This window comes from Streptococcus sp. 2022WUSS037, from assembly GCF_044427225.1.
GTDB lineage: Bacteria > Bacillota > Bacilli > Lactobacillales > Streptococcaceae > Streptococcus.
In genome coordinates this window covers 1-24,695 of record NZ_JAOTGJ010000030.1, presented here as the reverse complement: position 1 = coordinate 24,695, position 24,695 = coordinate 1, and the positions used below count along the sequence as shown (strand labels likewise).

At 42.2% G+C, this 24,695-nt stretch carries 26 protein-coding genes; 22 read left to right on the top strand and 4 right to left on the bottom strand.

Annotation, left to right across the window (positions count from 1 at the left end):
• Positions 1–80, bottom strand: an 80-nt coding sequence (locus ODU55_RS09490; protein WP_226314317.1) for an IS630 transposase-related protein, incomplete at its 3' end; no start/stop codon positions are given.
• Between the two features lie 18 nt (positions 81–98).
• On the opposite strand from ODU55_RS09490, the gene ODU55_RS09485 reads away from it, so the two are divergent.
• Positions 99–686 (top strand): DUF4956 domain-containing protein, encoded by a 588-nt coding sequence (locus tag ODU55_RS09485; protein WP_398582669.1) that lies wholly within the window; start codon positions 99–101, stop codon positions 684–686.
• Between the two features lie 64 nt (positions 687–750).
• Here ODU55_RS09485 and ODU55_RS09480 read toward each other — a convergent pair whose 3' ends face one another.
• Positions 751–1,233 carry an NUDIX hydrolase gene (locus tag ODU55_RS09480; RefSeq protein ID WP_398582668.1) on the bottom strand — a complete coding sequence of 161 codons (483 nt, stop codon included), beginning with the start codon at positions 1,231–1,233 and terminating at the stop codon, positions 751–753.
• A gap of 167 nt (positions 1,234–1,400) precedes the next feature.
• Between ODU55_RS09480 and folE the strand changes: the two genes are divergently transcribed.
• The 5 genes from folE to ODU55_RS09455 are packed head-to-tail and all read left to right on the top strand — an operon-like array spanning position 1,401 to position 4,963.
• Complete coding sequence (gene folE / locus ODU55_RS09475; protein WP_105242726.1) at positions 1,401–1,964, top strand: GTP cyclohydrolase I FolE; 564 nt, start codon at positions 1,401–1,403, stop codon at positions 1,962–1,964.
• Positions 1,965–1,972: 8 nt separating this feature from the next.
• Positions 1,973–2,785 (top strand): dihydropteroate synthase, encoded by an 813-nt coding sequence (gene folP, locus ODU55_RS09470; protein ID WP_398582667.1) that lies wholly within the window; start codon positions 1,973–1,975, stop codon positions 2,783–2,785.
• Positions 2,778–3,140: a dihydroneopterin aldolase gene (gene folB, locus ODU55_RS09465; protein WP_012027113.1), complete on the top strand. Its 363-nt coding sequence runs from the start codon at positions 2,778–2,780 to the stop codon at positions 3,138–3,140. The genes folP and folB overlap by 8 nt, the downstream gene beginning before the upstream one ends.
• Positions 3,137–3,631 (top strand): 2-amino-4-hydroxy-6-hydroxymethyldihydropteridine diphosphokinase, encoded by a 495-nt coding sequence (gene folK / locus ODU55_RS09460; RefSeq protein WP_398582666.1) that lies wholly within the window; start codon positions 3,137–3,139, stop codon positions 3,629–3,631. The genes folB and folK overlap by 4 nt, the downstream gene beginning before the upstream one ends.
• Before the next feature lie 21 nt (positions 3,632–3,652).
• A complete protein-coding gene (locus tag ODU55_RS09455) occupies positions 3,653–4,963 on the top strand; it encodes a GntP family permease (protein WP_398582665.1) in 1,311 nt (436 codons plus the stop codon).
• A gap of 70 nt (positions 4,964–5,033) precedes the next feature.
• On the opposite strand, the gene ODU55_RS09450 is transcribed toward ODU55_RS09455, so the two are convergent.
• Positions 5,034–6,182: a cobalamin-independent methionine synthase II family protein gene (locus ODU55_RS09450; protein ID WP_398582664.1), complete on the bottom strand. Its 1,149-nt coding sequence runs from the start codon at positions 6,180–6,182 to the stop codon at positions 5,034–5,036.
• Positions 6,183–6,381: 199 nt separating this feature from the next.
• Here ODU55_RS09450 and ODU55_RS09445 point away from each other — a divergent pair, with 199 nt between their 5' ends.
• A complete protein-coding gene (locus ODU55_RS09445) occupies positions 6,382–7,548 on the top strand; it encodes an MFS transporter (RefSeq protein WP_398582663.1) in 1,167 nt (388 codons plus the stop codon).
• Positions 7,549–8,245: 697 nt separating this feature from the next.
• Here the strand turns inward: ODU55_RS09445 and ODU55_RS09440 are convergent.
• Positions 8,246–8,416: a DUF3042 family protein gene (locus ODU55_RS09440; RefSeq protein WP_012775205.1), complete on the bottom strand. Its 171-nt coding sequence runs from the start codon at positions 8,414–8,416 to the stop codon at positions 8,246–8,248.
• Positions 8,417–8,484: 68 nt separating this feature from the next.
• On the opposite strand from ODU55_RS09440, the gene miaA reads away from it, so the two are divergent.
• From miaA to ODU55_RS09365, 15 genes are all read left to right on the top strand, one after another.
• Positions 8,485–9,369: a tRNA (adenosine(37)-N6)-dimethylallyltransferase MiaA gene (gene miaA / locus ODU55_RS09435; RefSeq protein WP_398582662.1), complete on the top strand. Its 885-nt coding sequence runs from the start codon at positions 8,485–8,487 to the stop codon at positions 9,367–9,369.
• Complete coding sequence (gene hflX / locus ODU55_RS09430) at positions 9,362–10,612, top strand: GTPase HflX (RefSeq protein ID WP_398582661.1); 1,251 nt, start codon at positions 9,362–9,364, stop codon at positions 10,610–10,612. The genes miaA and hflX overlap by 8 nt, the downstream gene beginning before the upstream one ends.
• Positions 10,596–11,225 (top strand): cystathionine beta-lyase, encoded by a 630-nt coding sequence (locus tag ODU55_RS09425; RefSeq protein WP_398582660.1) that lies wholly within the window; start codon positions 10,596–10,598, stop codon positions 11,223–11,225. The genes hflX and ODU55_RS09425 overlap by 17 nt, the downstream gene beginning before the upstream one ends.
• Before the next feature lie 10 nt (positions 11,226–11,235).
• A complete protein-coding gene (gene rnz, locus ODU55_RS09420) occupies positions 11,236–12,165 on the top strand; it encodes a ribonuclease Z (RefSeq protein ID WP_398582659.1) in 930 nt (309 codons plus the stop codon).
• Positions 12,162–12,917, top strand: a complete 756-nt coding sequence (locus tag ODU55_RS09415; RefSeq protein WP_398582658.1) for an SDR family NAD(P)-dependent oxidoreductase — start codon at positions 12,162–12,164, stop codon at positions 12,915–12,917. The genes rnz and ODU55_RS09415 overlap by 4 nt, the downstream gene beginning before the upstream one ends.
• A 144-nt stretch (positions 12,918–13,061) precedes the next feature.
• Positions 13,062–15,236 carry a copper-translocating P-type ATPase gene (locus tag ODU55_RS09410; RefSeq protein ID WP_398582657.1) on the top strand — a complete coding sequence of 725 codons (2,175 nt, stop codon included), beginning with the start codon at positions 13,062–13,064 and terminating at the stop codon, positions 15,234–15,236.
• 171 nt (positions 15,237–15,407) lie between these two features.
• On the top strand, positions 15,408–16,955 hold the full coding sequence (cls, locus tag ODU55_RS09405) for a cardiolipin synthase (protein WP_398582656.1): 1,548 nt from the start codon (positions 15,408–15,410) through the stop codon (positions 16,953–16,955).
• Positions 16,956–17,110: 155 nt separating this feature from the next.
• The gene (recJ, locus tag ODU55_RS09400; RefSeq protein WP_398582655.1) at positions 17,111–19,324 is read left to right on the top strand and encodes a single-stranded-DNA-specific exonuclease RecJ; all 2,214 of its coding nucleotides are present in this window, start codon (positions 17,111–17,113) and stop codon (positions 19,322–19,324) included.
• A complete protein-coding gene (locus tag ODU55_RS09395; protein WP_398582654.1) occupies positions 19,324–19,701 on the top strand; it encodes a hypothetical protein in 378 nt (125 codons plus the stop codon). Before recJ ends, ODU55_RS09395 begins: the two co-directional genes overlap by 1 nt.
• A gap of 97 nt (positions 19,702–19,798) precedes the next feature.
• A complete protein-coding gene (locus tag ODU55_RS09390; RefSeq protein ID WP_002937136.1) occupies positions 19,799–20,311 on the top strand; it encodes an adenine phosphoribosyltransferase in 513 nt (170 codons plus the stop codon).
• 103 nt (positions 20,312–20,414) lie between these two features.
• A complete protein-coding gene (gene metA / locus ODU55_RS09385) occupies positions 20,415–21,356 on the top strand; it encodes a homoserine O-succinyltransferase (RefSeq protein ID WP_044688987.1) in 942 nt (313 codons plus the stop codon).
• Positions 21,357–21,365: 9 nt separating this feature from the next.
• Complete coding sequence (locus ODU55_RS09380; RefSeq protein ID WP_024399480.1) at positions 21,366–22,040, top strand: DnaD domain-containing protein; 675 nt, start codon at positions 21,366–21,368, stop codon at positions 22,038–22,040.
• A gap of 1 nt (position 22,041) precedes the next feature.
• A complete protein-coding gene (locus tag ODU55_RS09375) occupies positions 22,042–22,725 on the top strand; it encodes a tRNA (adenine(22)-N(1))-methyltransferase TrmK (RefSeq protein ID WP_024411835.1) in 684 nt (227 codons plus the stop codon).
• Entirely contained in the window at positions 22,715–23,509 is a 795-nt protein-coding gene (locus ODU55_RS09370; RefSeq protein WP_398582653.1) for a Nif3-like dinuclear metal center hexameric protein, read from the top strand. The genes ODU55_RS09375 and ODU55_RS09370 overlap by 11 nt, the downstream gene beginning before the upstream one ends.
• Positions 23,510–23,612: 103 nt before the next feature.
• Positions 23,613–24,437 carry a ZIP family metal transporter gene (locus ODU55_RS09365; RefSeq protein ID WP_398582652.1) on the top strand — a complete coding sequence of 275 codons (825 nt, stop codon included), beginning with the start codon at positions 23,613–23,615 and terminating at the stop codon, positions 24,435–24,437.
• The last annotated feature ends 258 nt before the right edge of the window (positions 24,438–24,695 follow it).

Genomic DNA, 24,695 nt, shown 5'->3' with positions numbered 1-24,695 from the left:
ATAACAGATGCTTCAGTAATACTGCCCGTTTTCTCACAGTATGCGAGAACTTTTTTACGAAAATCTAATGAATATGCCATAAATACATTATACCACAAATGTACTGTTTTTGTTTCATTTTACTATACAAAGCCAATTATACGAAAGAATTCGTCATTACATTAAGCCTAATGCCAACCCTAATTGCTGTTATCATTGCCTTGGTAAATGGTAACTTGGGTGCAGGTGTTGCGGTTGCAGGGACCTTTAGTTTGATTAAGTTCCGTTCTGCCGCGGGTTCATCAAAAGAAATGTTGGCTATCTTGCTAGCGATGGCAATCGGTTTGGCAACGGGTATGGGATTCCTAGGTTTGGCGATCTTTATGACTCTTGTTTTATCGGTATGTATCCTTATTTTTGAAAATAGTAGTTTTGTGCAAGTCAATCAAAATCGTTGCCATCTTTTGGTAACTGTACCGATTGACTTCAACTATGACCAATTTTTTGAACAACAATTTGGCAGTTCATGCAAGCAGTCAGATTTAATGTCCCTCAAATATAAAAAGAAAAAAGAAGCCCTTGTCTTAGAATACCAAGTCCTCCTCGACAAGACCATTACAGATAAGCAACTGGTCGATACAGTCCTATCAGCAGGTCCCTTGGATGTCGTATTGAATAAACAAATGCCTAAGAAGAAATATTTGTAATAGCAAAGAAGCCCAGGACTTCCAAGGGCTTTTTCTGTTTCACTTGTGAAAAGAGGTTCTTAGATTATTCTTCATAAAAATCAACGCTGTAATCCAGCAGTTTGTCCCCATCATAGCGGAAGCAGGCAGAGAAGAATGGACGGTTTTCCAAGAGCCATTCTTGAAAATGCCGATCGCCTTCCCAAGTTGGTTTGGAGAGCACTTGGTCATAAGGAACCCATTCTAAATCTCCTTCGTTGCATTCTATTAGGTTTCCCTCAAAGCCAGTTATCTTAAAGACATAGGTGTACCAGTCAGTGTTTGGAGTAAAGTCTGGAAAGGTGATGACCCCTTTGAGGGCATGCTTGGTGACGGTCAGTCCTGTTTCTTCAAAGACCTCGCGAATGGCACAGGCTTGTGGAGTTTCACCAGGTTCCAACTTGCCACCGACCCCAATCCATTTTCCTTGGTGGACATCGTTTTCTTTTTTATTGCGATGGAGTAGGAGAAATTCTTTGCCATTATCAATGTAGCAAATCGTCGCTAGTTGGACAGGTTTTTTGGTCATAGTAGCTCCTTGAAAATCATTTCCTCCATTATACCATAAAGCTAGTCGATGGGTATGGGCTAGATGAAAATTGGTCGGGGACAGTTGTGGCTATCAAGTGATGGAAACCCTTTTCTGAAAGGGGATTTTACGGTATAATAAGAACATCAAACTATTTAAGGTGTATTATGTCAAAACAAGAACAAATCGAACAAACTATTTACCAATTATTGGAATTATTAGGAGAAGACCCAAACCGTGAGGGATTGCTGGATACGCCAAAACGTGTAGCCAAGATGTATTTGGAGATGTTTAACGGCCTACAAGAGGACCCTAAAGACCAATTTACAGCTGTATTTTCAGAAGGACATGAAGAGGTTGTATTGGTCAAGGATATTCCTTTTCATTCTATGTGTGAACACCATCTGGTGCCCTTCTACGGCATTGCCCATGTTGCCTATATTCCGAGTAAAGGGCGTGTGACAGGTCTGAGTAAGTTAGCGCGTGCTGTTGAGGTGGCAAGTCGTCGCCCTCAATTGCAGGAACGCTTAACTCATCAGGTGGCTCATGCGCTTCAAGATGCCCTTGAACCAGAAGGTGTTTTTGTCATGGTCGAAGCAGAGCACATGTGCATGAGTATGCGCGGGATTCGTAAGCCAGGTAGCAAGACGGTTACGACCGTTGCCCTTGGCAAATACAAGGAAGATGCCATCTTACGCCGTGAACTCTTATCCATGATTCACAATAAATAGGAGGTTCTATGTCTATTGAACGATTAGCCCATCAAGTAAGCATTATGGGGATTCTCAATGTGACCCCAGATTCCTTTTCTGACGGCGGTAACTATAATGAAGTAGAAGCAGCCTTAGTTCAGGTTGGAAAATTATTAGCAGACGGCGCGACTGTCATCGATGTTGGTGGTGAGTCCACTCGTCCAGGTGCGAGCTTTGTCTCTGAAGAAGACGAGATTGCTCGCGTGGTTCCGATTATCCGCGCTATCAAAGAAAACTATGACTGTCTTGTCAGCATCGATACCTATAAAACAGGTACAGCACGAGCAGCGCTTGAAGCAGGCGCAGATATTTTAAATGATGTCTGGGCAGGACTTTATGACGGAAATATGTTAGCACTGGCTGCGGAGTACAAGGTACCAATTATTCTCATGCACAACCAGAAAGAAGAAAGTTATGTGGATGTTGTTGGAGAGGTCAAAAACTTTCTAGCTGAACGAGCTCAAGCTGCTTTGGATGCTGGTATAGCTGCAGACAAGATTTGGTTGGATCCAGGATTTGGCTTTTCTAAGAATGTCCAACATAATCTAGATCTCTTACAAGGTTTGGATCAAATTACTGGTCTAGGTTACCCTGTTCTATTTGGAATATCTCGTAAGCGCGTGGTGGATTATCTGCTAGGGGGAAATAGCTTACCGACAGACCGTGACCAAGCTACTGCTGCCCTTTCTGCCTGGGCAGTTCAAAAAGGTTGCAAAATGGTCCGTGTCCACAATGTCGCTGCCAACCGTGACATTGTTAAGGTCTGGGAACAGTTGACCAAGGGAGGAAAACATGGATAAGATTTCACTTAATAAATGCCGTTTCTACGGCTACCATGGTGCCTTCAAAGAAGAACAAGTTCTTGGTCAAATTTTCACAGTTGACTGTGATTTGTTTGTTGACCTGACAGCAGCTTCACAAACTGACAATTTAGAAGACACAGTTCATTACGGTATGGTCTTTGAAACCATTAAAGCAGTTGTGGAAGGCAAACCCTATATCCTCATTGAAAAAGTAGCAGGTGTTATTTGTCAGGAGATTTTTGATCAATTTCCAAAGGTGGAGAAGATTCGCTTGGCCATTTACAAGGAGAATCCGCCTATTGCTGGACACTATGATTCTGTCGGAATTGAATTGGAGCGTGAACGACCATGAAGCATCTAGCCTATCTCAGTATCGGAGGGAACATGGGCAATCGGAAAGCCTATTTACAGGCAGCCCTAGACAAATTAGCCAGTCATCCAGGTTGCCAGCTTGGCTTAGTTTCCAATATTTATGAAACTCCAGCTTGGGGCAAGACGGACCAGGCTGATTTCCTCAACTTAGCCTGTCAGGTTGAAACAGATTTATCTGCCCAGGACTTTTTAGCTGTCTGCCAGCAGATTGAACTGGATCTGGATCGGGTCAGGATTGAAAAGTGGGGCCAACGTACCATCGATTTAGACATTATTTTTTGGGGTGAGGAGAAGATTCAAGAAGAGAATCTGATTGTTCCCCATCCGTACGCCCATGAAAGAGCATTTGTTCTTTTACCACTGGCTGATATTGCAGCAGATTATCGACATCCAAGTCTTGGTCAAAGGGTAGAAGAGCTAGTAAGTAATTTAGGAGATACGTCAGACATTAAAAAAATCTCCCTTGACTAAAAAGGGAAACTAAGGAGAACTATGGAAATTTTAGCAATTTTAGGAGTTTTACTGGCCGTAGTGGCTATTATTTATTGGACGGCAAAGAATTTACATGTAATTGTTGCTGCCCCGTTGGCTAGTCTGATTATTATTTTGACCAATCAAATGAATGTGTTAGAGGTCATGTTAGGACAGGAGAAGTCCTATATGACTGGTCTAGCAGGCTTTTTAATTAATAACTTTACTATCTTTATGCTGGGCTCAATTTTGGCACGTTACATGGAAGCAAGTGGAGCTACCCAGACCATAGCCAATAGTATTTTGAAAGTAATGGGAAAAGATAGTCCCTATAAGGGTTTGTTAGCCATCACTTTGATTGCTTCCATTCTGACCTATGGTGGTGTGAGTATTTTTGTAGTCATTTTTACCTTGCTTCCCCTTTCACGCCCCCTCTTTAAAGAGTTGAATATCAACTGGGCACTTTTTCCGCTTCCTGTCTTTTTGGGAGCAGGTACTTATACGATGACAACTCTTCCTGGGGCACCTTCCATCCAGAATGTCATTCCGACAAAAGTTTTGGGAACTAGCTTGACCGCGGCACCTGTTATCAGTTTGGCAGCCAGCTTGACGCTATTAATATTTGGCTTGCTCTACATGGCCTACTGCCTCAAGAAAAGTCTAGCAAATGGAGAGACGTATACGGAAGAAGAGGATGAAACTGCAGTAGTGGTAGCTGATAAGACACCAAATCTATTTTTATCAGTCTTGCCTCTATTCAGTCTTATTGGGACGATTTTCCTAATGAGTAAAACTCCGAATGTCCTGGCAATTGGCTTGTTGGTCTCTATCCTTCTATCAGCCTTGATTTTTTATCCATATCTGCCAAATCAAAAAGAAATTTTGAATGCTGCGACAACAGCATCTATAGTGCCTGCTTTTGCAACTTCTAGTACCGTAGCATTTGGGACGGTGTTAACCTTGTCAGCAGGTTTTGCAGTCATTCAAGAATGGATTCAACAAATACCAGGATCACCGCTGATCAGTTTATCTGTTTCGACAGCATTGGTTAGTGGTATTATCGGTTCATCTTCTGGTGCGGTAGGTATTGCTTCAAGTAATTTCCTCCCTGCCTATTTGGAAATGGGGATTAATCCAGAGTTGCTGCATCGTGTAGTAGTTGTTGCATCAGCTATCTTGACAGTTGTGCCTCAGTCTGGTGTGATGATTACCTTCCACAATCTTTCGAAATTAAGTATGAAACGAGGACTCAAGTATTCGTTTATCCTAGTGACAGTTGGGCATTTGTTAGCCTTACTTGTGATTTTACTGTTGGCACCTTTGCTATATTAGGATTGATTAACAAACAAATAAAAGCCCTGCCAAATGGTGGGGCTTTTATGCACGAATAACAAGAAGTGGCTTAAGACCAAAACTTCTCTGCAATTTCTTGGCCTTGTTTAATTTTTGCCCACTGTTGCGGGATGGCCAATTCATTACCTGAATCACATGAAGCGAATCCGCATTGATGTGACAAGTAGAGACGCTCTTTTGGAATAATCTTGCTTGCTTCCTCGAGTAATTTATAAACACGTTCTTCATCATCCAAATCAGAAGTTTTACTTGAAAGTAGACCAAGAACGACTTCGACATTCTTATCACGCAAGCTTTCCAAAGCTTTTAAATCACCTGCACGTTCATCATCCCACTCAAGGAAGAATCGATCGTATTTTTGGTCACGCAGGAATTTTTCAGCAATAGCTTCGTAAGTTCCGCCAGCTGCTGAGCGGCTTTCATAGTTACCACGGCAGTTGTGCGTCCAAACAGCTAATCCAATCTCATGACCATAGTCTGCGACAGCGTTGTTGATGGCGATAAATTCATCTGCAAGGGGGCCTAGGGCTTCTGGGTCATCTTGTGGCAAGAATGGCACAGGATTAGCAGGATCAAACAATTCCCAGAGGCAATCGTCAAACTGGATAATCTGACCTCCAGCAGCCTTGTATTGGTCTAAAAATTCTTTATAAGCAGCGATGAGACCATCTTTCAATTCATCACGAGTCTTGTAAACTTGATCAGGTCCAACTTGTCCATTGAAAATTGTCAATTCATTAAAGGCGTGGGCCGGCCCAAAAATAGTTTGTTTCGTTACAGTTTCCCCAGCTAATTCTTTCACTTGTTTGTAGATATCAATGTAGTGATGATTTTTTGATGAAAGTGGTGCAGTGATGCGGAGGCCGATATCCTTACGTGTTTCGTATGGTTGCCCATCGTGGTCTTTAAAAGGATAGCCATGTTCAGCAATGTAGCGTTCGATTCCCTCAAAACCCCAGAGAAAGTCTAAGTGCCACATTGAACGACCAAATTCACCATCTGTCACAATATCCAAACCGTTTTCTTTTTGTTCTGCAACAATTTCTTGGATGAGTGAAGTTTCGGTTTCTTTGTACCCATCGAAGTCATCATAGAATGGGTATTTGATGTCATCACGAGCTTCGATTTGACGTTTGAATTCTCCTAAAGCAGATGGACGAAGTAGTGAGCCGACTAATTGAAATCTTGATGTTGTCATGTAAAATCTCTCTTTCGATTTGTGATGAACCTATTCTAACCTAGAAAGTCTCATTTGAAAAATAGTTATTTTTTGGTCAAATCCATAGTTAAAAACTATAACAAAATAAAATAGAGAAATCCCTTTCTATCGTTTGTCAAGTATGTTATAATCAAAAGAGTGTAAATTCCGAACGTTATATATATTAGGAGAATTGAAAATGAAAAAACAATCCCCCTTCATCATTGCAGGAATTGTAATGTTAGGAGTCGTCATGCGAGCCCCTTTTACGGCCCTGCCATCCATCCTTACAGATATTGCGACTAGTTTGGGTGTGGAAGTTAGTTCGCTTGGGATTCTAACATCAATCCCGCTTATCATGTTTGCATTGTGTTCCTCACTAGCACCAAAATTAGCCGCGAAATTTGGGATGGAAAAATTGATGGCTTTGGTTCTCTTAGTCATGGTCCTTGGTTCAGGGATACGAGTGTTTAGTCTCCCCCTTTTATTTGTTGGTACTGTGCTAGTTGGGGCAACCATTGCCTTTATCAATGTTCTCTTACCAAGTTTGGTAGCAGCAAATTTCCCTAAGAAAATTGGTTTTTATACAACGATTTATATTACCTTGATGGGTGTTGCAGCAACAGTAGCGGCTATGATTGCAGTTCCAATAGTTACGGCAACTTCTTGGCAAGTGTTTATCTATTTGATTACGGCAATCGTCTTTCTTGCCTTTCTAATTTGGTTGCCAAACGTTAAAAACAACCATCGTTTTGAGACAAAAAAACAGCAACAACAGACAGGTTCTCTATGGAAGAACAAGGCTGCCATTGCCTTTTTGATATTTGGTGGGTTGCAATCAGTCCTCTACTATACAGAGATTACTTGGTTACCAACTATTTCCCAGTCGGTGGGTTTTACCAAGGCTGAAGCTGGTTTGATGGCAGGAATCTTTAACTTGACTGCCATTCCAATGTCCATGATTATACCAGCAATTTTATCACGTCAGACTAAGGAAATGCGTCGGAACATTATGCTAGGAACATCATCCGCAACTCTTCTAGGTCTAGCTTTGATGACATTCTTACCAAGTAATTTTATACTCTGGAGTATTCTTCATGTTATACTTAGTTTTTCAAACGCTGCCCTTTTCCCCTATATGATGTTGGGCTTTACCTTGAAAACTAGCAGTAGCCAGGCTACTGCCCAGTTATCAGGCATGGTGCAGACCGGTGGCTATCTCATTGCTGCCTTTGGACCAGGTCTTCTTGGTTATAGCTTTCCTCTGTTTGGAAGTTGGATGCCTCTGATTTTGGCACTTGCAGTCGTGACTCTTGCCATGATGTGGACTATTGTTCTGATCGAAAAAGAAGATATCATTGTCTAAATGTATGGGTTGGCAACTGCCAGCCTTTTTTATATCTGTTATCGTTGACGAGTAGACTAGAAAACTTTATACTCTTCGAAAATCAAAATCAGACGTTGTTGACTTGATTTGATGAACTTCAGTTCTATCTGCATCTGCGTCGCCTAGTCTGTTTTTGATTTTCATTGAGTATTAGAAATTCTAATAGGAATTCAGAAAGTGTGATTAGGTCATTAAAACTGTAAAATGCATCAAAATAGTTAAATGATATATTTTAAACATTTAAAATAAACCACAGCATTGAATTGACATGTTTTAAAATGTAAAAATACGCAAATGCATCGAATTGACATAGTTTAAAATGTAAAAATACGCAAATGCATTGAATTAACATAGTTTAAAATGCAAAAATACTCAAATACATTGCATTGACATATTTAAAAATTGATTTTCCTGTAACAACAATGTATTCACATGTCCTAAACATTTATTTTTAAGTTTTTGAAAATGAAACTGTACGTAAAAAAATCCTACCGTCACAGAGGAGGTAGGATTTTATACTTATGGACAATGAACTTATACTCTTCGAAAATCAAACTCAAACGTTGTTGACTTGATTTGATGAACTTCAGTTCTATCTTCATCTTCGTCGCCTAGTTTGATTTTGATTTTCATTGAGTATTAAATTCAGCTTATTGTCCTGAGCAATTGTAAAAAATTAGTGTGCTACACGTTTACGAGCAGCTTTTTTACGATTTTCCTCAATGAAGGCTTCTTTCTTTTCTTCTGGTTCAATGATTGTTTTGTGAACGGTGAAGACTGCACCTGCTGCAAGAGCAACAGTAGAAAGAACACCTGTTAAGAAACCTTTACCAAAACCTTTAGCCATAGTTATTTCTCCTTTACTTGTGTTATAATAGATTTTAGCGAAAAAACAAAATATTTTCAAGGAAAAAGATGAAAACTAAAGTTATTGTGGTCATTGGACCAACTGCGGTAGGAAAAACTGCTTTAGGAATTGAATTGGCCCAGCGCTACAATGGAGAAATTATCAGCGGTGATAGCCAGCAAGTCTATCGCAAACTGGATATTGGTACGGCAAAGGCTAACCCAGAAGAGCAGGCTGCTGCGGTGCATCACTTGATTGATGTCCGAGATGTGACCGAGGGCTATTCGGCTTATGAATTTGTAGCAGAAGCCAAATCCCTAATTACCGACATTACTAGTCGTGGCAAGCTGCCTATTATCGTGGGTGGAACAGGCCTATATATCCAAAGTCTACTGGAAGGCTACCATCTGGGCGGGCAGGTTGATCAGGAGCAAGTTCTGGCTTATCGAGCGGAACTCGACTGCTTGTCTGACGAGGTTTTGGAAACAATGGCAGAGCAGGCAGGTTTGATGGTCGAGGGAAACAGCCGTCGGAGAATCATTCGTGGGTTAGAATTGATAAAATTTGGAAAGAACTTAGAAAATACAGAGTCAGAATATGAGCCTCTTTACATCTGTCTGATGGATGACAGACAGGTTCTTTACGACCGCATCAATCAGAGAGTGGATAAGATGATGGCGGCTGGCTTACTAGATGAAGTCAGCTGGCTCTACCATGAACACCCAGAAGCTCAAGCTGCTATGGGAATTGGCTACAAGGAGTTTTTCCCATACTTAGCAGATCAAATCAGCCTAGAAGAAGCAGTTGATAAGGTCAAGCAAAATAGCCGCCGCTTTGCCAAACGCCAATTGACTTGGTTCAGAAATCGGATGCAGGTTCCCTTTTATTCAGTAGGCGAGCCAGATTACAAGTCGCAGATTTTCACCGCCGTGGAGGAATTTTTAAATGATTGAAACACAGAAAGAACAAGAACGTGCCCTCCTGGTCGGAGTGGAATTACAGCAGACAGACAACTTTGACATGTCCATGGAGGAGTTGGCAAGTCTGGCTAAAACAGCAGGCGCTCTGGTCAAGGGAGTCTACACTCAAAAACGTGAAAAATACGACAGCAAGACCTTTGTCGGCTCAGGGAAACTAGAAGAAATTGCCCAGATGGTCGAAGCTGATGAGATTGATACCGTCATTGTCAATAACCGACTGACGCCCCGTCAGAATATCAATTTGGAGGAGATTCTGGGGGTTAAGGTCATCGACCGCATGCAGTTAATCTTGGATATTTTTGCCATGCGGGCACGGAGCCACGAAGGGAAACTGCAGGTCCACTTGGCCCAGCTCAAGTACATGTTGCCACGCTTGGTTGGACAGGGTATCATGCTCAGCCGTCAGGCCGGTGGTATCGGCTCTCGTGGACCAGGTGAAAGCCAGTTGGAGCTCAATCGTCGAAGTATTCGCAATCAGATTCACGACATCGAATGCCAACTCAAAACGGTGGAGAAAAACCGAGCGACTGTCCGTGAACGCCGTCTGCAATCAGGCGTGTTCAAAATCGGCTTGATTGGCTATACCAATGCTGGTAAATCCACCATTATGAATACCATGACCGACAAGCGACAGTACGAGGCAGACGAGCTCTTTGCGACACTTGATGCCACGACCAAGCAGATTAACTTGGCAGATAAGTTCAACGTGACCTTGACCGATACGGTTGGTTTCATTCAGGACCTGCCGACTGAGTTGATTTCTGCCTTCAAATCCACCTTGGAGGAGTCCATGAATGTGGACCTCTTGCTCCATGTCATCGATGCTTCTGACCCCAATCACAGCGAGCAGGAGCTGGTAGTCTTGGATATTCTAAAAGACTTGGATATGCTGGACATTCCGCGTCTAGCCCTCTACAACAAGCTGGACAAGACGGACGACAGCTTTACCCCCAGTCAGTTTCCTCATGTCATGCTGTCCGCTAAGGATGACAATGCCAAAGGCCATATACAGATGATGGTCTTGGCCAAGATTAAGACCATGTTTGAACGATTTGAGGTCAGGGTTCCACTTGCTGAATCTTATAAATTGCATGATTTAGCTACTCTAGCCCTGATTGAAAATCGAACCTACGAAGAGGATGTGGAAGTGGTGTCGGGCTATATCGCTTCCAGCAATAAATGGAAGTTGGAAGAATTTTATGACGGATTATCTTGATTTGGCAATCAAATACGGTGGCTTTACCAGTCTGGACAAGGTCTATCTGGCTAAGAAATTAGCTGATTTGACTGACCAACAAAAACTAGATTTTATCACGCCACCGCCTTCAGTTATCAACGCTTATTTTGCGGAAATCTACCAGAAACAAGGAGCAGAAGAGGCGACGAACTACTATCTCATTCTTTCTCAGCAGCTCTGCCTTTTTCCAAAAGAACCCAGCTTTGAAGAAGACAAGCCCTTTGTCCGCCTCAACTTATCAGGTAAGTCTTTCGGATTTGCCTATGTGTCAGCGGATGGTCTGGCTCAGGTCTTTTCGGAGCAAGACGAGGAAGTGACAGATAGCCTACTCTTTGAAATCGCCCAAGTCTTTCCCCACTATGTCGTCTTTGTGGAGGAGGGCAAGATTTTTATGAAAGCCAATCCCTTTAAGGATGCTGAGCTAGAGGAGGTCGCTACTGACTACCTTTTGACCAAAGTGGAGACGACAGAAGGTTTGGTCAAGATTTCAGGCTTTAATCAGGAAGAAGTGCTTGAAGTGGCGGACGGATATGCTGGTCAGTATTACTATGTCTGGTCGGGTCGCTCTGCAATTTTATATATAAAACATTAGAAAGTAAACAATGCAAATTCAATTTTTAGGTACGGGGGCTGGTCAGCCCTCCAAGGCTCGAAATGTATCCAGTTTGGCCTTGAAACTCTTGGATGAAATCAATCAAGTTTGGTTATTTGACTGTGGCGAAGGAACTCAAAATCAAATTTTGGAAACAACTATCCGCCCACGTAAGGTCGCAAAAATCTTTATCACTCACCTGCACGGAGACCATATTTTTGGACTGCCAGGTTTTTTGTCTAGCCGTTCTTTCCAGTCGAGTGAGGAGCAGACTGATATTGATATTTACGGTCCTGTTGGCATCCGTTCCTTTGTCTTGGCAAGTCTTAAAGTATCAGGAACACGCCTACCATATCGCATTCATTTTCATGAGTTTGATGTTGATACAGTCGGTCAGGTCTTAGAGACTGACAAATTCACGGTATTCGCTGAAAAACTGGACCATACCATTCCTTGTGTCGGCTATCGTATCATCCAAAAAGATTTGGAAGGGACATTGGATGCAGAGGCACTGCGCGCGGCAGGTGTACCATTTGGTCCCCTTTTTGGAAAAATCAAAAATGGTCAAAATGTGACCTTGGAGGATGGCAGGGAAATCATTGCCAGCGACTATATTTCTCCTCCTCGGCCTGGTAAGGTGGTGACCATTCTTGGTGATACGCGCAAGTGTCATGCTAGTGTCCGTCTGGCTGTCAATGCTGATGTGCTGGTGCATGAGGCGACTTACGGAAAAGGCGATGAGAAGATTGCTCGAAAGCATGGGCATTCGACCAATATGGAGGCGGCGCAGGTTGCCAAGGATGCTGGTGTCAAACAGCTCTTGCTCAACCACATCAGTCCACGATTTTTATCAAAGGATATTAGTCAATTACGGAAAGATGCACGTACTATTTTCGAGCAGGTTCATATTGTCAAGGATTTAGAGGAAATTGAGCTATGAGAACCATTCTAATCACAGGTGCTTCTGGTGGTTTGGTGCAGGAAATGGTGCCCTTGCTGAAGGATGATTTCTTGATTTTACTAGGTCGTGATGCCGAAAAAATCGAGCAACTCTATGCTTACCATGAAAAAAAGGCTGTCTTTGATGTGGACATCCGAGATGAAATAGCTCTGACGGCATTTTTTGATGAACTGGATAGTCAGTTTGGTCAGATTGATATTTTGGTCAATAATGCTGGCTATGCCATTTACGATGATTTTGAGAATTTTTCCAGCCAGCAGGTGCAGGCTATGTTTGACATCAATACTTTTGCTCTGATGACCATGTGCCGTTTAGTAGGTAAACGAATGAAGGCCAGACGGAGCGGGCAGATGATCAATATCATTTCCATGTCAGGCTTGATTGCTTCAAGCAAGTCCTCAGTTTATTCGGCGACCAAGTTTGCAGCTATGGGTTTTTCCAATACCATTCGCTTGGAATTAGCCCAGTATGGTGTGACAGTTACTACGGTCAATCCAGGTCCAATCGCAACCAGCTTTTTCGATCAGGCTGACCCGGATGGAAGCTATCAAGAGAGCGTCAAGGCTTTTCTGCTCCAGCCAGACTATGTTGCCAAGAAGATTGTTTCAGCTATGGGGACGAAGAAACGGGACATCAATCTGCCTTGGTCACTAGCAGCTGCTCATAAGCTATATACTCTTTTTCCGAGACTGGCTGATTATCTGGCCAGTACGGTCTTTAATTTGAAATAAAGAAAAGTGAACACATAATATGACCTAGATGGATTAATGCCATTCTAGGTTTTTTTTGATCTAATCGGTTGACATTTTTTGACTACAAGTGTAAACTATAATTATAAATCGATTACAAATGTAGACAGAAATAGGAGTTATCTTATGAACTATTCAAAAGAAAATAAGCAGGAACACCAACATATGATGCATTCTGAGGAAGTTGGTCAGACCAGCCATCATTCTCATCAGCAGGAGCATCCTCATGAAGAGGGGGTTCACGCCAATCATCATTCTGACCATCACGTCCATCACGACCATCATCATGTAGGGGGCTCTGACATCAGTCATCATTCTCATCATACTCATGATGCTCATCAGCATCACCAAGGGCATGACCATGACATGATGGAGCATGGTGGGCACATGATGCACATGGGGGATATGAATACAAAACTCAAAGTCGCAGTGGCAGTCATGATTCCCCTACTGGCCATTTCTCCAATTGCAGGTTTCACTCTCTTACGTTTTCCGGGTGTTGAACTTGTCCAGCTGATACTAGGTTCTATTATCTTCTTCTACTCAGGAACACCTTTCTTTAACGGAGCTAGAGGGGAGTTGCGAGCTAAAAAACCGGCAATGATGACCCTGATTTCCATGGGGATTATTGTTTCCTATCTTTACTCCGTTTATGCGACCATTTTAGCGTTATTGGGACAAGAAAGCATGAACTTTTGGTTTGAGTTGTCTACGCTGATTGTCATTATGCTGATTGGGCATATCATTGAGATGAAGGCGGTTATGGGAGCAGGCGATGCCCTGAAAGACTTGGCCTCTCTCATTCCGAAAAAAGCCCATCTCAAGGATGGGACAGATGTTGCGGTAGAGGACTTGCAGATTGGGGATTTCCTCCTAGTCAAGGAAAATGAAAAAATTCCGGCTGACGGTAAGATTTTGAGTGTTGCTCATATTGATGAATCCATGATTACTGGGGAATCTCGAGCTGTCAAAAAAGAGGCAGGAGATAGAGTATTCGGTGGTTCGCTCAATCAAAACACGCCCTTTGAAATGGAAGTGACCACTCTTGGTAAGGACAGCTTTTTGGCGGAGGTGACCGAAATGGTCCGTCAAGCGCAAAACCAGAAATCCAAGCTTGAAAATATGGCTGACCGCGTAGCCTCTTGGCTCTTCTATGCAGCTTTAATTGTGGGGATTTTGGCCTTTATTTATTGGACCATGACGGCTAATCTTGCCTTTGCCTTGATGATGGCAGTTTCTGTTTTTGTCATTGCCTGTCCGCATGCCCTTGGTTTAGCCATCCCTCTTGTTGTGGCGCGTTTGACCACGATTTCTTCAAAAAATGGTCTTTTGGTTCAGAACCGAACAGCTCTTGAACAGGTTAACCAGATTCGGTTTGCCTTGATGGATAAGACCGGAACCTTGACCGACGGAAAATTTCAAGTTCGCCACAGTCAAGATTTGGTTGAGGGAGCGGATGTGCTGGCCAAAATGGCAGCCCTAGAAGTTCATTCAACCCACCCAATTGCCCTTTCCATAGTGGAGGCGGCAGGTCAACATTCCTATCAAGTAGAGCAGGTTGAGAATATCCCTGGTAGTGGGATTCGAGGAGTCTTGGATGGAAGGGTTTATGAAATCATGTCCTACAAAGGTCTGCAGGAAATAGGTTTGTCAGTGGATCAGGACGTGATTGCTCCCTATCTTGATTTGGGTCTAACCGTGAGTTTTTTGGTGACTGATCATGTGGTCTTGGGATTTGTAGCCTTGGGAGACCAGATAAAAGAAGATGCTAAAGATTTTGTAGCAGGCTTGAAAGCGCAGGGTATTAGTCCTGTGATGTTAACGGGTGACAATCCAGCTACCGCACAAAAAGTGGCCAGTCAGTTGGGCATAGAGGATTACCGAGCTGAACTTAAACCAGAGGATAAGGCAAAACTGGTCAAGGACTATCAGGCGCGTGGGGCAGTTCTTTTCATCGGCGATGGGGTCAATGATTCGCCTGCTCTAGCGACGGCAGATTTAGGCTTTGCCATTGGCGCAGGAACTTCTGTTGCCATTCACTCTGCAGACGTGGTCTTGGTTCAATCCAATCCATCAGCAGTCTTGGATATGTTGAGCATTGCCAAGACAACCATCCGCAAAATGAGGCAAAATCTCTGGTTTGGGGCAGGATACAACATCATTGCCATTCCTTTAGCTGCTGGAATCCTTTATCCAAGCATGGGCATTATGGTGGATCCTTTATTGGCGGCCGTGCTCATGAGTCTATCGACGGTTATTGTCGCTATCAATGCTATGGGTTTACGTTACGGTAAACCGTAGAAATTTTGACAGATAATATATATAAGTAAAACACCGGTCTATGTCGGTGTTTTATGATGTAGGAGATAGGGGTGCTGTTTTCAAGTAAGAACTGCGAGAAATCTACTGCGATAATTAGTAGGATAATGAACTAAAATCTGTTATAATGGTAAAAAAATAAGGGAGAGATGTATGGAAAAACTTTGGAAAATTATATACAGTCGGACCTTTATCGTCATTAGTTTGATCGTTCTAACCATTTTCCTTATTCTATGGTTGGTAGGTTCGGCAGCTACCTATATGCCTGCTTTATTGATTGTTTTGCAAATTTTTTCGATTTTTGTAGCTATTTCAATCATCAATAGACCGATGAATACCAGTTTTAAGTTAACCTGGATTGTTTTTGTCATTGGTATTCCGATTTTTGGTGCTCTATTCTATTTTATTTTGCAGTCCAACATCGAAACCAAACGCTATCGTAAAAATTTTCATAAGCAAGCCCAAAGACTTCGGGAGTATAGCAAGACGTCTGAAAAGGTCATGAAGGCATTAGAGCGGGAAGATAAGGAGCAACTGAAATTAGCTCACTTCATGAGTGAGTACGTTGGCTACCCAATTCATACCAATACGGATGCCGTCTATTTTTCGACAGGTCAGGAAAAATTTGAAGCTCTACTAGAAGAATTGAAAAAGGCAGAGCAGTATATTTTCATGGAGTACTTTATTGTCGATATGGGATATATGTGGGATTCCATACTTGACATTTTGAAGGAAAAGGCAGCGCAAGGGGTGGAAGTTCGTTTTATGTATGATGGGATGAATTCACTGACCAATCTTCCCTATAATTACTATAAAACCTTGAGAAAATATGGGATAAAAGCCAAAGTATTTTCTCAAATTATCCCAGCCTTATCTACGGTGCAAAATAACCGTGACCATAGAAAAATTGCGATTATTGATGGAAAGGTTGCCTTTACTGGTGGCATTAATATCGCAGATGAATACATCAACAAGAAAGTGCGTTTTGGTTACTGGAAAGACGCGGCGATTATGATTAGGGGAGAAGCTGTGGCAAACTTTACGTTGATGTTTCTTCAAATGTGGAATTACAATGAAAAGACAGAGACAAATGACCTAAAATACCTCAAAACGCATAAAGATTTAGAGACGGAAACCGTTGATGCTGAAGGTTTCTTCCTTCCGTATGGCGAGAATCCATTTGATGGAGATGAGGTAGCCAAACGAGTCTGCCTAGACATGATTCAGTCGGCAACGGATTATATTTATATCATGACACCCTACTTAGTGTTGGATGATGAAATGATTGATAATTTGACTTATGCTGCGAAGCGTGGAGTCGAGGTTCGCATTCTGCTCCCGCACATCTATGATAAAAAATCAGCCTATTTGGCTGCTCGTACTGATTTTCCGACTTACTTGGAAGCAGGAATTGAAATCTTTGAATTCCAGCCTGGGTTTGTCCATTCCAAAGTTGTTTTGGTCGATGATAAGAAAGCTACTGTTGGTACGGTGAATATGGATTTTCGCTCTTTTTATCTTAATTTTGAGTGCGGTCTCTATATTTACAATCACTCGGCAGTTTTGGCAGCTATTAAGGATGACTTTACTCATTCCTTCAAAAAATCACAGCAAATTAACCTTCTAACCTTCCATAAAACGTACTCTTGGTATAAGCGTTTGGGAGGAGCCCTACTGCGAATTATTTCACCTTTATTATAAATTGCACTATTAGTTCTTCATGGAGCAAGGGAACGACATTCTGTTTCGGTCTTACCTTGCTCCATTTTTCTTGGAAAATGATATAATAGAAAGATAGTTTATACTCGGAAAAGTTACAGGTTACTTGTGATTTTGAGTATTAAGGAGTAAAAAACGTGATAAAACCCAATTATGACTGGCAATTATTGACCGGTTTTTCTGATGAACAATTTATCAAAATTGCTAAAAAAGAAGGAGTGGACTCGGTAGCAGCTAAGTTGCTGTATGAACGTGGCATCCATTCGGCGGAAGAATTGCATACTTTCTTACAACCAAGCTTAGAAGACCTTCACGATCCCTATTTACTACATGATATGGACAAGGCGGTAGAGCGGATTCGCCGAGCAATCGAAGATTACGAACAAATTTTGATTTATGGAGATTATGACGCAGACGGCATGACCTCGGCATCTATTCTGAAAGAAACTCTGGAGGAAATGGGGGCAGAAGTCCAAGTTTATCTTCCCAACCGTTTTACAGATGGCTATGGGCCGAATCAGTCAGTTTACAAGTATTTTATCGAGCAGCAGGGGATTTCTCTAATTGTGACGGTGGATAATGGCGTAGCGGGTCATGAAGCGATTGCCTATGCCCAAGGAATGGGTGTCGATGTTGTCGTGACAGACCACCATTCCATGCAGGAAACCCTTCCCAATGCCTATGCGATTGTACATCCAGAGCATCCCGATGGAAATTATCCCTTCAAACATTTGGCGGGCTGCGGCGTGGCTTTTAAATTGGCCTGTGCTCTTCTTGAAACGGTTCATGCAGACTTGCTGGATTTGGTCGCAATTGGCACCATCGCTGATATGGTTAGCTTGACCGATGAGAATCGTGTCATGGTCAAATATGGTCTCTCGCTTCTCAAACAGACTGAGCGAGCAGGTTTGCAAGAGTTGATAAAGATAGCTGGTATTGACATAGACAGTATTGATGAAGAAACAGTTGGTTTCCAACTTGCTCCGAGGTTGAATGCCCTTGGTCGACTCGATGATCCTAATCCAGCCATCGAATTACTGACTGGTTTTGATGACGAAGAGGCCCATGAGATTGCTCTCATGATTGACAGTAAAAATGTAGAACGCAAAGACGTCGTCCAAGCAATTTACGATGAAGCAAAAACCATGCTCCGTCATGATAGACCTGTTCAAGTTCTGGCTAAAGAAGGTTGGAACCCAGGTGTTTTAGGGATTGTAGCAGGACGCCTACTAGAAGAATTGCACCAGCCTGTTATCGTCTTGTCTATTGAAGATGGTAAGGCAAAGGGTTCGGCTCGTTCTGTTGAAGCGGTTGACATTTTCAAGGCCCTTAAAGATCATCAGGACCTATTTATCGCCTTTGGTGGCCATGCTGGTGCAGCAGGTATGACCTTGGAAGTTGACAAACTCGAAGAGCTTGCTCTAACCTTGTCAGACTACATTATCGAAAATAAATTGGATTTATCCAGCAAGTCTTCGCTGGTCTTAGATGAAGAATTGGATTTAGAGGAATTAACCCTAGATACTCTAAAATCTTTCGAGAAGCTTGCGCCTTACGGCATGGATAATAAAAAGCCTGTATTCTACATCAGAGACTTTCAGGTGGAATCAGCAAGAACTATGGGGCAGAATAATGCCCATTTGAAACTACGCATTACTAAAGGTGCTGCTGGATTTGATGTGGTTGCTTTTGGTAAGGGCAATCTAGCCTTGGAATTTTCACAGGCCAAGGGCTTAGAACTAGCTGTCACCTTGTCTGTCAATCAATGGAATGGCAATACCAGTCTTCAGCTCATGTTGGTTGATGCTCGGGTCAATGGTGTTCAACTTTATAATATTCGTGGAAAGCAACATCCTATTCCTGTAGGAGTCCCAATTTTGGACATTGAAAATCCAGTAGCAGATAACAAAGCAATTGTCTTAGCTAACTTGCCTGAGGACCTCAGTAGTCTGCGTAGCTATTTTCAGGAAAGAGAATTTGAAGCCATTTATTTTAAAAATGAAATTGCCAAACCGTACTATCTAGATGGTTATGGTAGCCGAGAACAATTCGCTAAATTGTATAAGACTATTTACCAATTTGATGAGTTTGATGTCCGCTACAAACTGAAAGATTTGGCTGGTTACTTAAAAATTAAGGACAGTCTATTGGTTAAAATGATTCAGATTTTCCAAGAATTAGAATTCGTCACGATTACGGATGGGGTCATGCGGGTCAACAAAGAGGCGCAGAAGCGAGAGATTTCAGAAAGTCAAATATATCAAGAATTGAAAGAAACAGTTATCCAACAAGAGTTGATGGCGCTTGGCACCGTTCAGGAAATTTATGAATGGCTTTGTGGTCGCGTTTGATGACAGTAGAAGCTCTGGTTGTTGTTGGAGTGATTGGAACGCTTCTCTACACTTATAGGTTTATCAGGCAAAAAAGTCTGTTGAAAAATCTTGAACAGATAACCGAAATAAAGCACGCACTGATTGAATTACGGCGAGTAGGATGGTCAGAAAGAGCCATCAAAAAGGTTTTCCTGAAACAACTGTTGCCTCTAAAACAAGAAGACATCCCAGCATTTGTTCAAAATTTCATAAAAGAAGCTGCTATTTTTGCCTCAACTAGCTTTTATCAGTTGATAAAGGAAGAAATGAGGTTGGCTGGGAGCAGTCTTACTTTAATCAGCAAGGAAGCTTTTCCTATGGTGGACATAGCAGGGCAGCTTGTGTGGCGAATGTGAGGAGACGATTTGCTAAAGATATAGGTCTGAAATGTACCAAAAAACAATTTCATGGTATAATGAAGAGTAAAAATTATTTTTAAAAAGAGAGAGACAAATGAACTTAAAAGATTACATCGCAACAATTCCTAACTATCCAAAAGAAGGTATCGAATTCCGTGACATTAGCCCTTTGATGGCAGATGGAAATGCTTATAGCTATGCAGTACGTGAAATCGTTCAGTATGCGACAGATAAGCAAATCGATATGATTGTTGGGCCAGAGGCGCGTGGTTTCATCGTTGGATGTCCAGTTGCCTTTGAATTGGGAATCGGTTTTGCACCAGTTCGTAAGCCAGGTAAGTTACCACGTGAGGTTATCTCAGCTGACTATGAAAAAGAATATGGTGTAGATACATTGACGATGCATGCAGACGCAATCAAACCAGGACAACGTGTCTTGATTGTCGATGACTTGTTGGCAACTGGTGGTACTGTAAAAGCAACAATCGAAATGATTGAAAAGCTTGGCGGTATCGTTGCTGGCTGTGCCTTCTTGATTGAGCTAGATGATTTGAAAGGCCGCGAAGCAATCGGTGATTACGACTACAAGGTTTTGATGCACTATTAATCTAAGGTTATAGCCAAAACTTATAACTGGTCCTATTTTTATTCTAATTGAATTGCATAGCAACCTGTCTTATAATAAATATAAGAAAATTGGGAGGTTGCTTATGCCAATTAAAATTGAAAAATCATTACCAGCAGTTGAAATTTTGAGAAAAGAGAATATTTTTGTGATGGATAGTGACCGAGCTAGTCATCAGGATATTCGTCCTATCAAAATCCTTATTCTCAACCTCATGCCACAGAAGATAGTGACGGAGACTCAGTTGCTCCGTCTTTTGGCTAACACTCCTTTACAGCTAGAGGTTGAATTTCTCTACATGGCTAGTCACGAGTCCAAAAATACACACTCGGACCATTTGAAGCAGTTTTATAAGACTTTTGAGCAGGTCAGGGATAGCTATTTTGATGGGCTCATCGTGACAGGAGCACCAGTTGAAAACTTACCTTTTGAGGAAGTTGATTACTGGCATGAACTTACTCAAGTTTTTGATTGGTCAAAAACACATGTTTATTCAACATTGCACATTTGTTGGGGTGCACAGGCAGGTTTGTATGCACGCTATGGTGTACCCAAACACAGTATGTCTCGAAAACTATCAGGCGTATATTGTCAAGAGGTGACTAATCCAACTAGCCCTCTTATGCGTGGATTTGACGATGAATTTCGTTCACCACACTCCCGTTATACGGAAGTAAGGGAGGCAGATATTGCCCATCTGAGTGGGTTGACGATTTTATCGCAAGGTCCAGAAGTTGGCCTATCCATTTTAGCCAGCAAGGATTTAAGAGAAATTTATAGTTTTGGACATTTAGAGTATGATAGGGATACACTAGCTAAGGAATATCAACGTGATTGTATAGCTGGAAAAAATCCCCATTTACCGGAAAATTATTTCAAAGAAGATGACCCTACAAGCAAACCATCTCTCTCTTGGAATTTACCAGCAGCACAATTCTTTACCAACTGGGTGAATTATGCTGTCTATCAAGAAACTCCATACGACTGGCATATCTTTGAACAATCAGCCCAGTCAGCTAGTCTTTAAAGAGGAAGTATGAACTATTCACAGCAATTTCGTCAGGGACATTTGGTCCTGCCAGCAGCAATATTATTCCACTATCAAGAGCTTTTTCCGTCGGCAGATGATTTTTTGATTTGGCAGTTTTTCTTTTATCAAAATTCTTCAGCTATCGAATCATTAGCACCTAGTGAGATTGCTCAAGCTACTGGTAAAACAGTTGCCCAGGTCAATCAAGCTATTGAAAATCTCCAAGATGCTGGACTCTTAGAATTTAAGACAATCAGTATTGCTGGTGAAATTGAAATGATATTCGATGCGCTTCCTGCTTTTGAAAAATTGGATGCTCTGTTAACTCCAAAACAGGCAGTTGAGATTGTGCAGCCAGAGAATGATTTGAAGACCTTGGTGGGGGATTTTGAACGTGAATTGGGCCGCTTTTTATCGCCGTTTGAAATCGAAGATTTGCAGAAGACTATTGAGGATGACAAAACTTCGATTGATTTGGTTCGTGCAGCCTTGAAAGAAGCTGTTTTTAACAACAAAACAAATTGGAAATACATCCAAGCTATTCTACGAAACTGGCGCCGTGAGGGAATTACTACAGTTGCGCAAGTAGAAGCGAAAAATGCAGAAAGAGAAATTCAGACTCCTAAGAATGTGACTGTTTCAAGTGACTTTCTTGATGCAATGGATCTCTGGAAAGATTGATATGGAAACAAAATTATCTAAAAGGCTGGAAACAGTCGCAAGTTTTGTCCCACAAGGGGCACGTCTAGTTGATGTAGGGAGTGACCATGCTTATCTCCCTCTTTTTTTGGTAGAGCAGGGGCGTATTGATTTTGCCATTGCGGGGGAAGTCGTTCAAGGTCCCTATCAGTCAGCGCTCCAGAATGTAGAGCAGGCGGGACAAACAGAAAAAATTCTAGTCCGTTTAGCAAATGGCTTAGGTGCGTTTGAGACGTCTGATCAGATGACTGCCGTGACCATAGCAGGTATGGGAGGACGTTTGATTGCAGAAATCTTAGAAGCAGGAAAAGAAAAGCTTGCGACCATTGAACGGTTGATACTCCAGCCAAATAATCGTGAAGATGATGTGCGTCGATGGTTGGAAAAAAATGGTTTTAGATTGGTTGCTGAAAAGATTCTGGAAGAAAATGGTAAGTTATATGAAATCCTCGTTGCAGAATCAGGACAGATGAGATTATCAGAAGTTGAACATCGTTTTGGTCCCTATCTACTAGAGGAGGCTTCACCAGTTTTCGTCAAAAAGTGGAGAAGAGAACTTGAAAAATTAAGTTTTGCTTTGGAACAAGTTCCATCTGAACGCCAAGGTGACCGCTTTGCCATTTCCCAAAAAATCCAACAAATTCAGGAGGTACTCCATGTTAGCTAGTCAGGTTATTGAACGCTATCAAGCCTTTTGTCCGCCTTCTTTGGCTATGGAAGGCGATGTCAAGGGGCTGCAAATTGGCACGCTCAATAAGGATATCCGTCGGGTCATGGTGGCTCTGGACATTCGTGAAACGACGGTGGCAGAGGCCATTGACAAGCAGGTGGACCTGATTATCGTCAAGCACGCTCCGATTTTCCGTCCGATCAAGGACTTGGTGGCCGACAATCTTCAGACAAAAATCTACCTGGATTTAATCAAGCACGACATTGCGGTCTATGTCAGCCATACGGATATTGATGTGGTGGACGGCGGTCTCAATGACTGGTTCTGTGACCTTCTGGGCATTCAGGACACCACCTATCTGATTGAAACTGCCGAGGGGCAGGGGCTGGGTCGTGTGGGGACAATAGCAGAGCAGACTTTGGAGGATTTGGCTTTGAAAGTCAAGTCGGTCTTTGGTCTAGATGCTGTCCGTCTGGTGACCTATGGGCATCAAGCTCAGCAATATGTCAGCCGTGTAGCCATCTGTGGAGGCAGTGGTGGTTCCTATTACCATGAGGCTCTTGCCAAGGGAGCAGATGTTTACATCACAGGCGATATTTACTACCATACGGGTCAGGATATGTTGACACAAGGCTTGCTGGCTATTGATCCAGGCCATCATATCGAAGCCTTGTTTATCAAGAAAATTGCTGAATTGTTGGAAACATGGAAGGCAAATGAAGATTGGGATGTCGAAATTCTACCTTCAACTGTTTCAACCAATCCGTTTAGACACCTATAAAAGTCACAAAAGTTGTGGCTTTTTTCTGTCTTTCTCTTGATTTTTTAGGGTAGTTAGGGTATCCTAATTATCATACTATGCGCGGTTAAAAAGGAGATGTGAAATGGCTTGGTTTACTAATCAGTCTGTTGTCATACAGGCTTTATTAGGTGGCTTGTTTACATGGTTTTGTACCATTTTAGGTTCGGCTATCGTCTTTTTCTTTAAAACTGTTAGTCGTCGGTTGCTGGATACCATGTTAGGCTTTGCGGCAGGTGTTATGATTGCGGCCTCTTTCTGGTCCTTGCTCGCACCCTCGATTGAATACGCTGAAGCTTTTTATGGCAGTCTGGCTTGGATACCAGCAGCAGTTGGCTTTGCAGTCGGAGGCATTTTCTTACGCTTGGTGGATGCATGGGTACCGCATTTGCACTTGGGACATGATAAAGAGCAGGCAGAGGGGGGCGACGAGAAGAACAGAAAAAATCTGTCTAAGACAGCCCTGCTCTTCTTAGCTATTACGATTCACAATATTCCTGAAGGCTTGGCGGTCGGTGTGACATTTGGTGCACTTGCTTCTAACTATAGTCCAGCAGCTCTTATCGGCGCAATCGGTCTTGCTATTGGGATTGGTATACAAAATATTCCTGAAGGTGCAGCCTTGGCTATTCCAATTCGTACAGACGGTGCATCTAGGTGGAAAGCTTTTTACTGGGGATCAATGTCAGCGATTGTCGAGCCGATTGCAGCAGTCATAGGGGCTTTTGCGGTCACCTTTATGACACCTATTTTACCTTATGCCCTCTCCTTTGCGGCAGGAGCCATGATTTTTGTCGTCGTAGAAGAGCTCATTCCAGAGTCGCAGACAAATGGCAATACGGACATTGCAACTCTGGGCTTAATGACCGGTTTTATCATCATGATGATTTTGGATGTTGCCTTAGGATAATTTGTTAAAGTCTGTTGTTACAGGCTTTTTTCTTATGACAATATCTTTAAAAATATGGTATAATCCCGTCTTTGACAGTTTTAAACGACAAAAACCTCCCTAACCCTATGCATATCAAGGGTTTAGAGAGGTTTTCTTTTTATATCAAAAATGCGTACTTTTTCTCGATTTTGACGCTTGTAAAATTTTTTTCATCTTTTTTTCGCTAATAATTTGATAATCACTTCTGAAACCAAATGTCTGATGCAATTCATCAGT

Bases quoted from the DNA above. Each gene is read 5' to 3' on its own strand.
- ODU55_RS09485 (WP_398582669.1), top strand. From the start codon at position 99: ATGTACTGTTTTTGTTTCATTTTACTATACAAAGCCAATTATACGAAA.
- ODU55_RS09480 (WP_398582668.1), bottom strand. From the start codon at position 1,233: ATGACCAAAAAACCTGTCCAACTAGCGACGATTTGCTACATTGATAAT.
- folE (WP_105242726.1), top strand. From the start codon at position 1,401: ATGTCAAAACAAGAACAAATCGAACAAACTATTTACCAATTATTGGAA.
- folP (WP_398582667.1), top strand. From the start codon at position 1,973: ATGTCTATTGAACGATTAGCCCATCAAGTAAGCATTATGGGGATTCTC.
- folB (WP_012027113.1), top strand. From the start codon at position 2,778: ATGGATAAGATTTCACTTAATAAATGCCGTTTCTACGGCTACCATGGT.
- folK (WP_398582666.1), top strand. From the start codon at position 3,137: ATGAAGCATCTAGCCTATCTCAGTATCGGAGGGAACATGGGCAATCGG.
- ODU55_RS09455 (WP_398582665.1), top strand. From the start codon at position 3,653: ATGGAAATTTTAGCAATTTTAGGAGTTTTACTGGCCGTAGTGGCTATT.
- ODU55_RS09450 (WP_398582664.1), bottom strand. From the start codon at position 6,182: ATGACAACATCAAGATTTCAATTAGTCGGCTCACTACTTCGTCCATCT.
- ODU55_RS09445 (WP_398582663.1), top strand. From the start codon at position 6,382: ATGAAAAAACAATCCCCCTTCATCATTGCAGGAATTGTAATGTTAGGA.
- ODU55_RS09440 (WP_012775205.1), bottom strand. From the start codon at position 8,416: ATGGCTAAAGGTTTTGGTAAAGGTTTCTTAACAGGTGTTCTTTCTACT.
- miaA (WP_398582662.1), top strand. From the start codon at position 8,485: ATGAAAACTAAAGTTATTGTGGTCATTGGACCAACTGCGGTAGGAAAA.
- hflX (WP_398582661.1), top strand. From the start codon at position 9,362: ATGATTGAAACACAGAAAGAACAAGAACGTGCCCTCCTGGTCGGAGTG.
- ODU55_RS09425 (WP_398582660.1), top strand. From the start codon at position 10,596: ATGACGGATTATCTTGATTTGGCAATCAAATACGGTGGCTTTACCAGT.
- rnz (WP_398582659.1), top strand. From the start codon at position 11,236: ATGCAAATTCAATTTTTAGGTACGGGGGCTGGTCAGCCCTCCAAGGCT.
- ODU55_RS09415 (WP_398582658.1), top strand. From the start codon at position 12,162: ATGAGAACCATTCTAATCACAGGTGCTTCTGGTGGTTTGGTGCAGGAA.
- ODU55_RS09410 (WP_398582657.1), top strand. From the start codon at position 13,062: ATGAACTATTCAAAAGAAAATAAGCAGGAACACCAACATATGATGCAT.
- cls (WP_398582656.1), top strand. From the start codon at position 15,408: ATGGAAAAACTTTGGAAAATTATATACAGTCGGACCTTTATCGTCATT.
- ODU55_RS09395 (WP_398582654.1), top strand. From the start codon at position 19,324: ATGACAGTAGAAGCTCTGGTTGTTGTTGGAGTGATTGGAACGCTTCTC.
- ODU55_RS09390 (WP_002937136.1), top strand. From the start codon at position 19,799: ATGAACTTAAAAGATTACATCGCAACAATTCCTAACTATCCAAAAGAA.
- metA (WP_044688987.1), top strand. From the start codon at position 20,415: ATGCCAATTAAAATTGAAAAATCATTACCAGCAGTTGAAATTTTGAGA.
- ODU55_RS09380 (WP_024399480.1), top strand. From the start codon at position 21,366: ATGAACTATTCACAGCAATTTCGTCAGGGACATTTGGTCCTGCCAGCA.
- ODU55_RS09375 (WP_024411835.1), top strand. From the start codon at position 22,042: ATGGAAACAAAATTATCTAAAAGGCTGGAAACAGTCGCAAGTTTTGTC.
- ODU55_RS09370 (WP_398582653.1), top strand. From the start codon at position 22,715: ATGTTAGCTAGTCAGGTTATTGAACGCTATCAAGCCTTTTGTCCGCCT.
- ODU55_RS09365 (WP_398582652.1), top strand. From the start codon at position 23,613: ATGGCTTGGTTTACTAATCAGTCTGTTGTCATACAGGCTTTATTAGGT.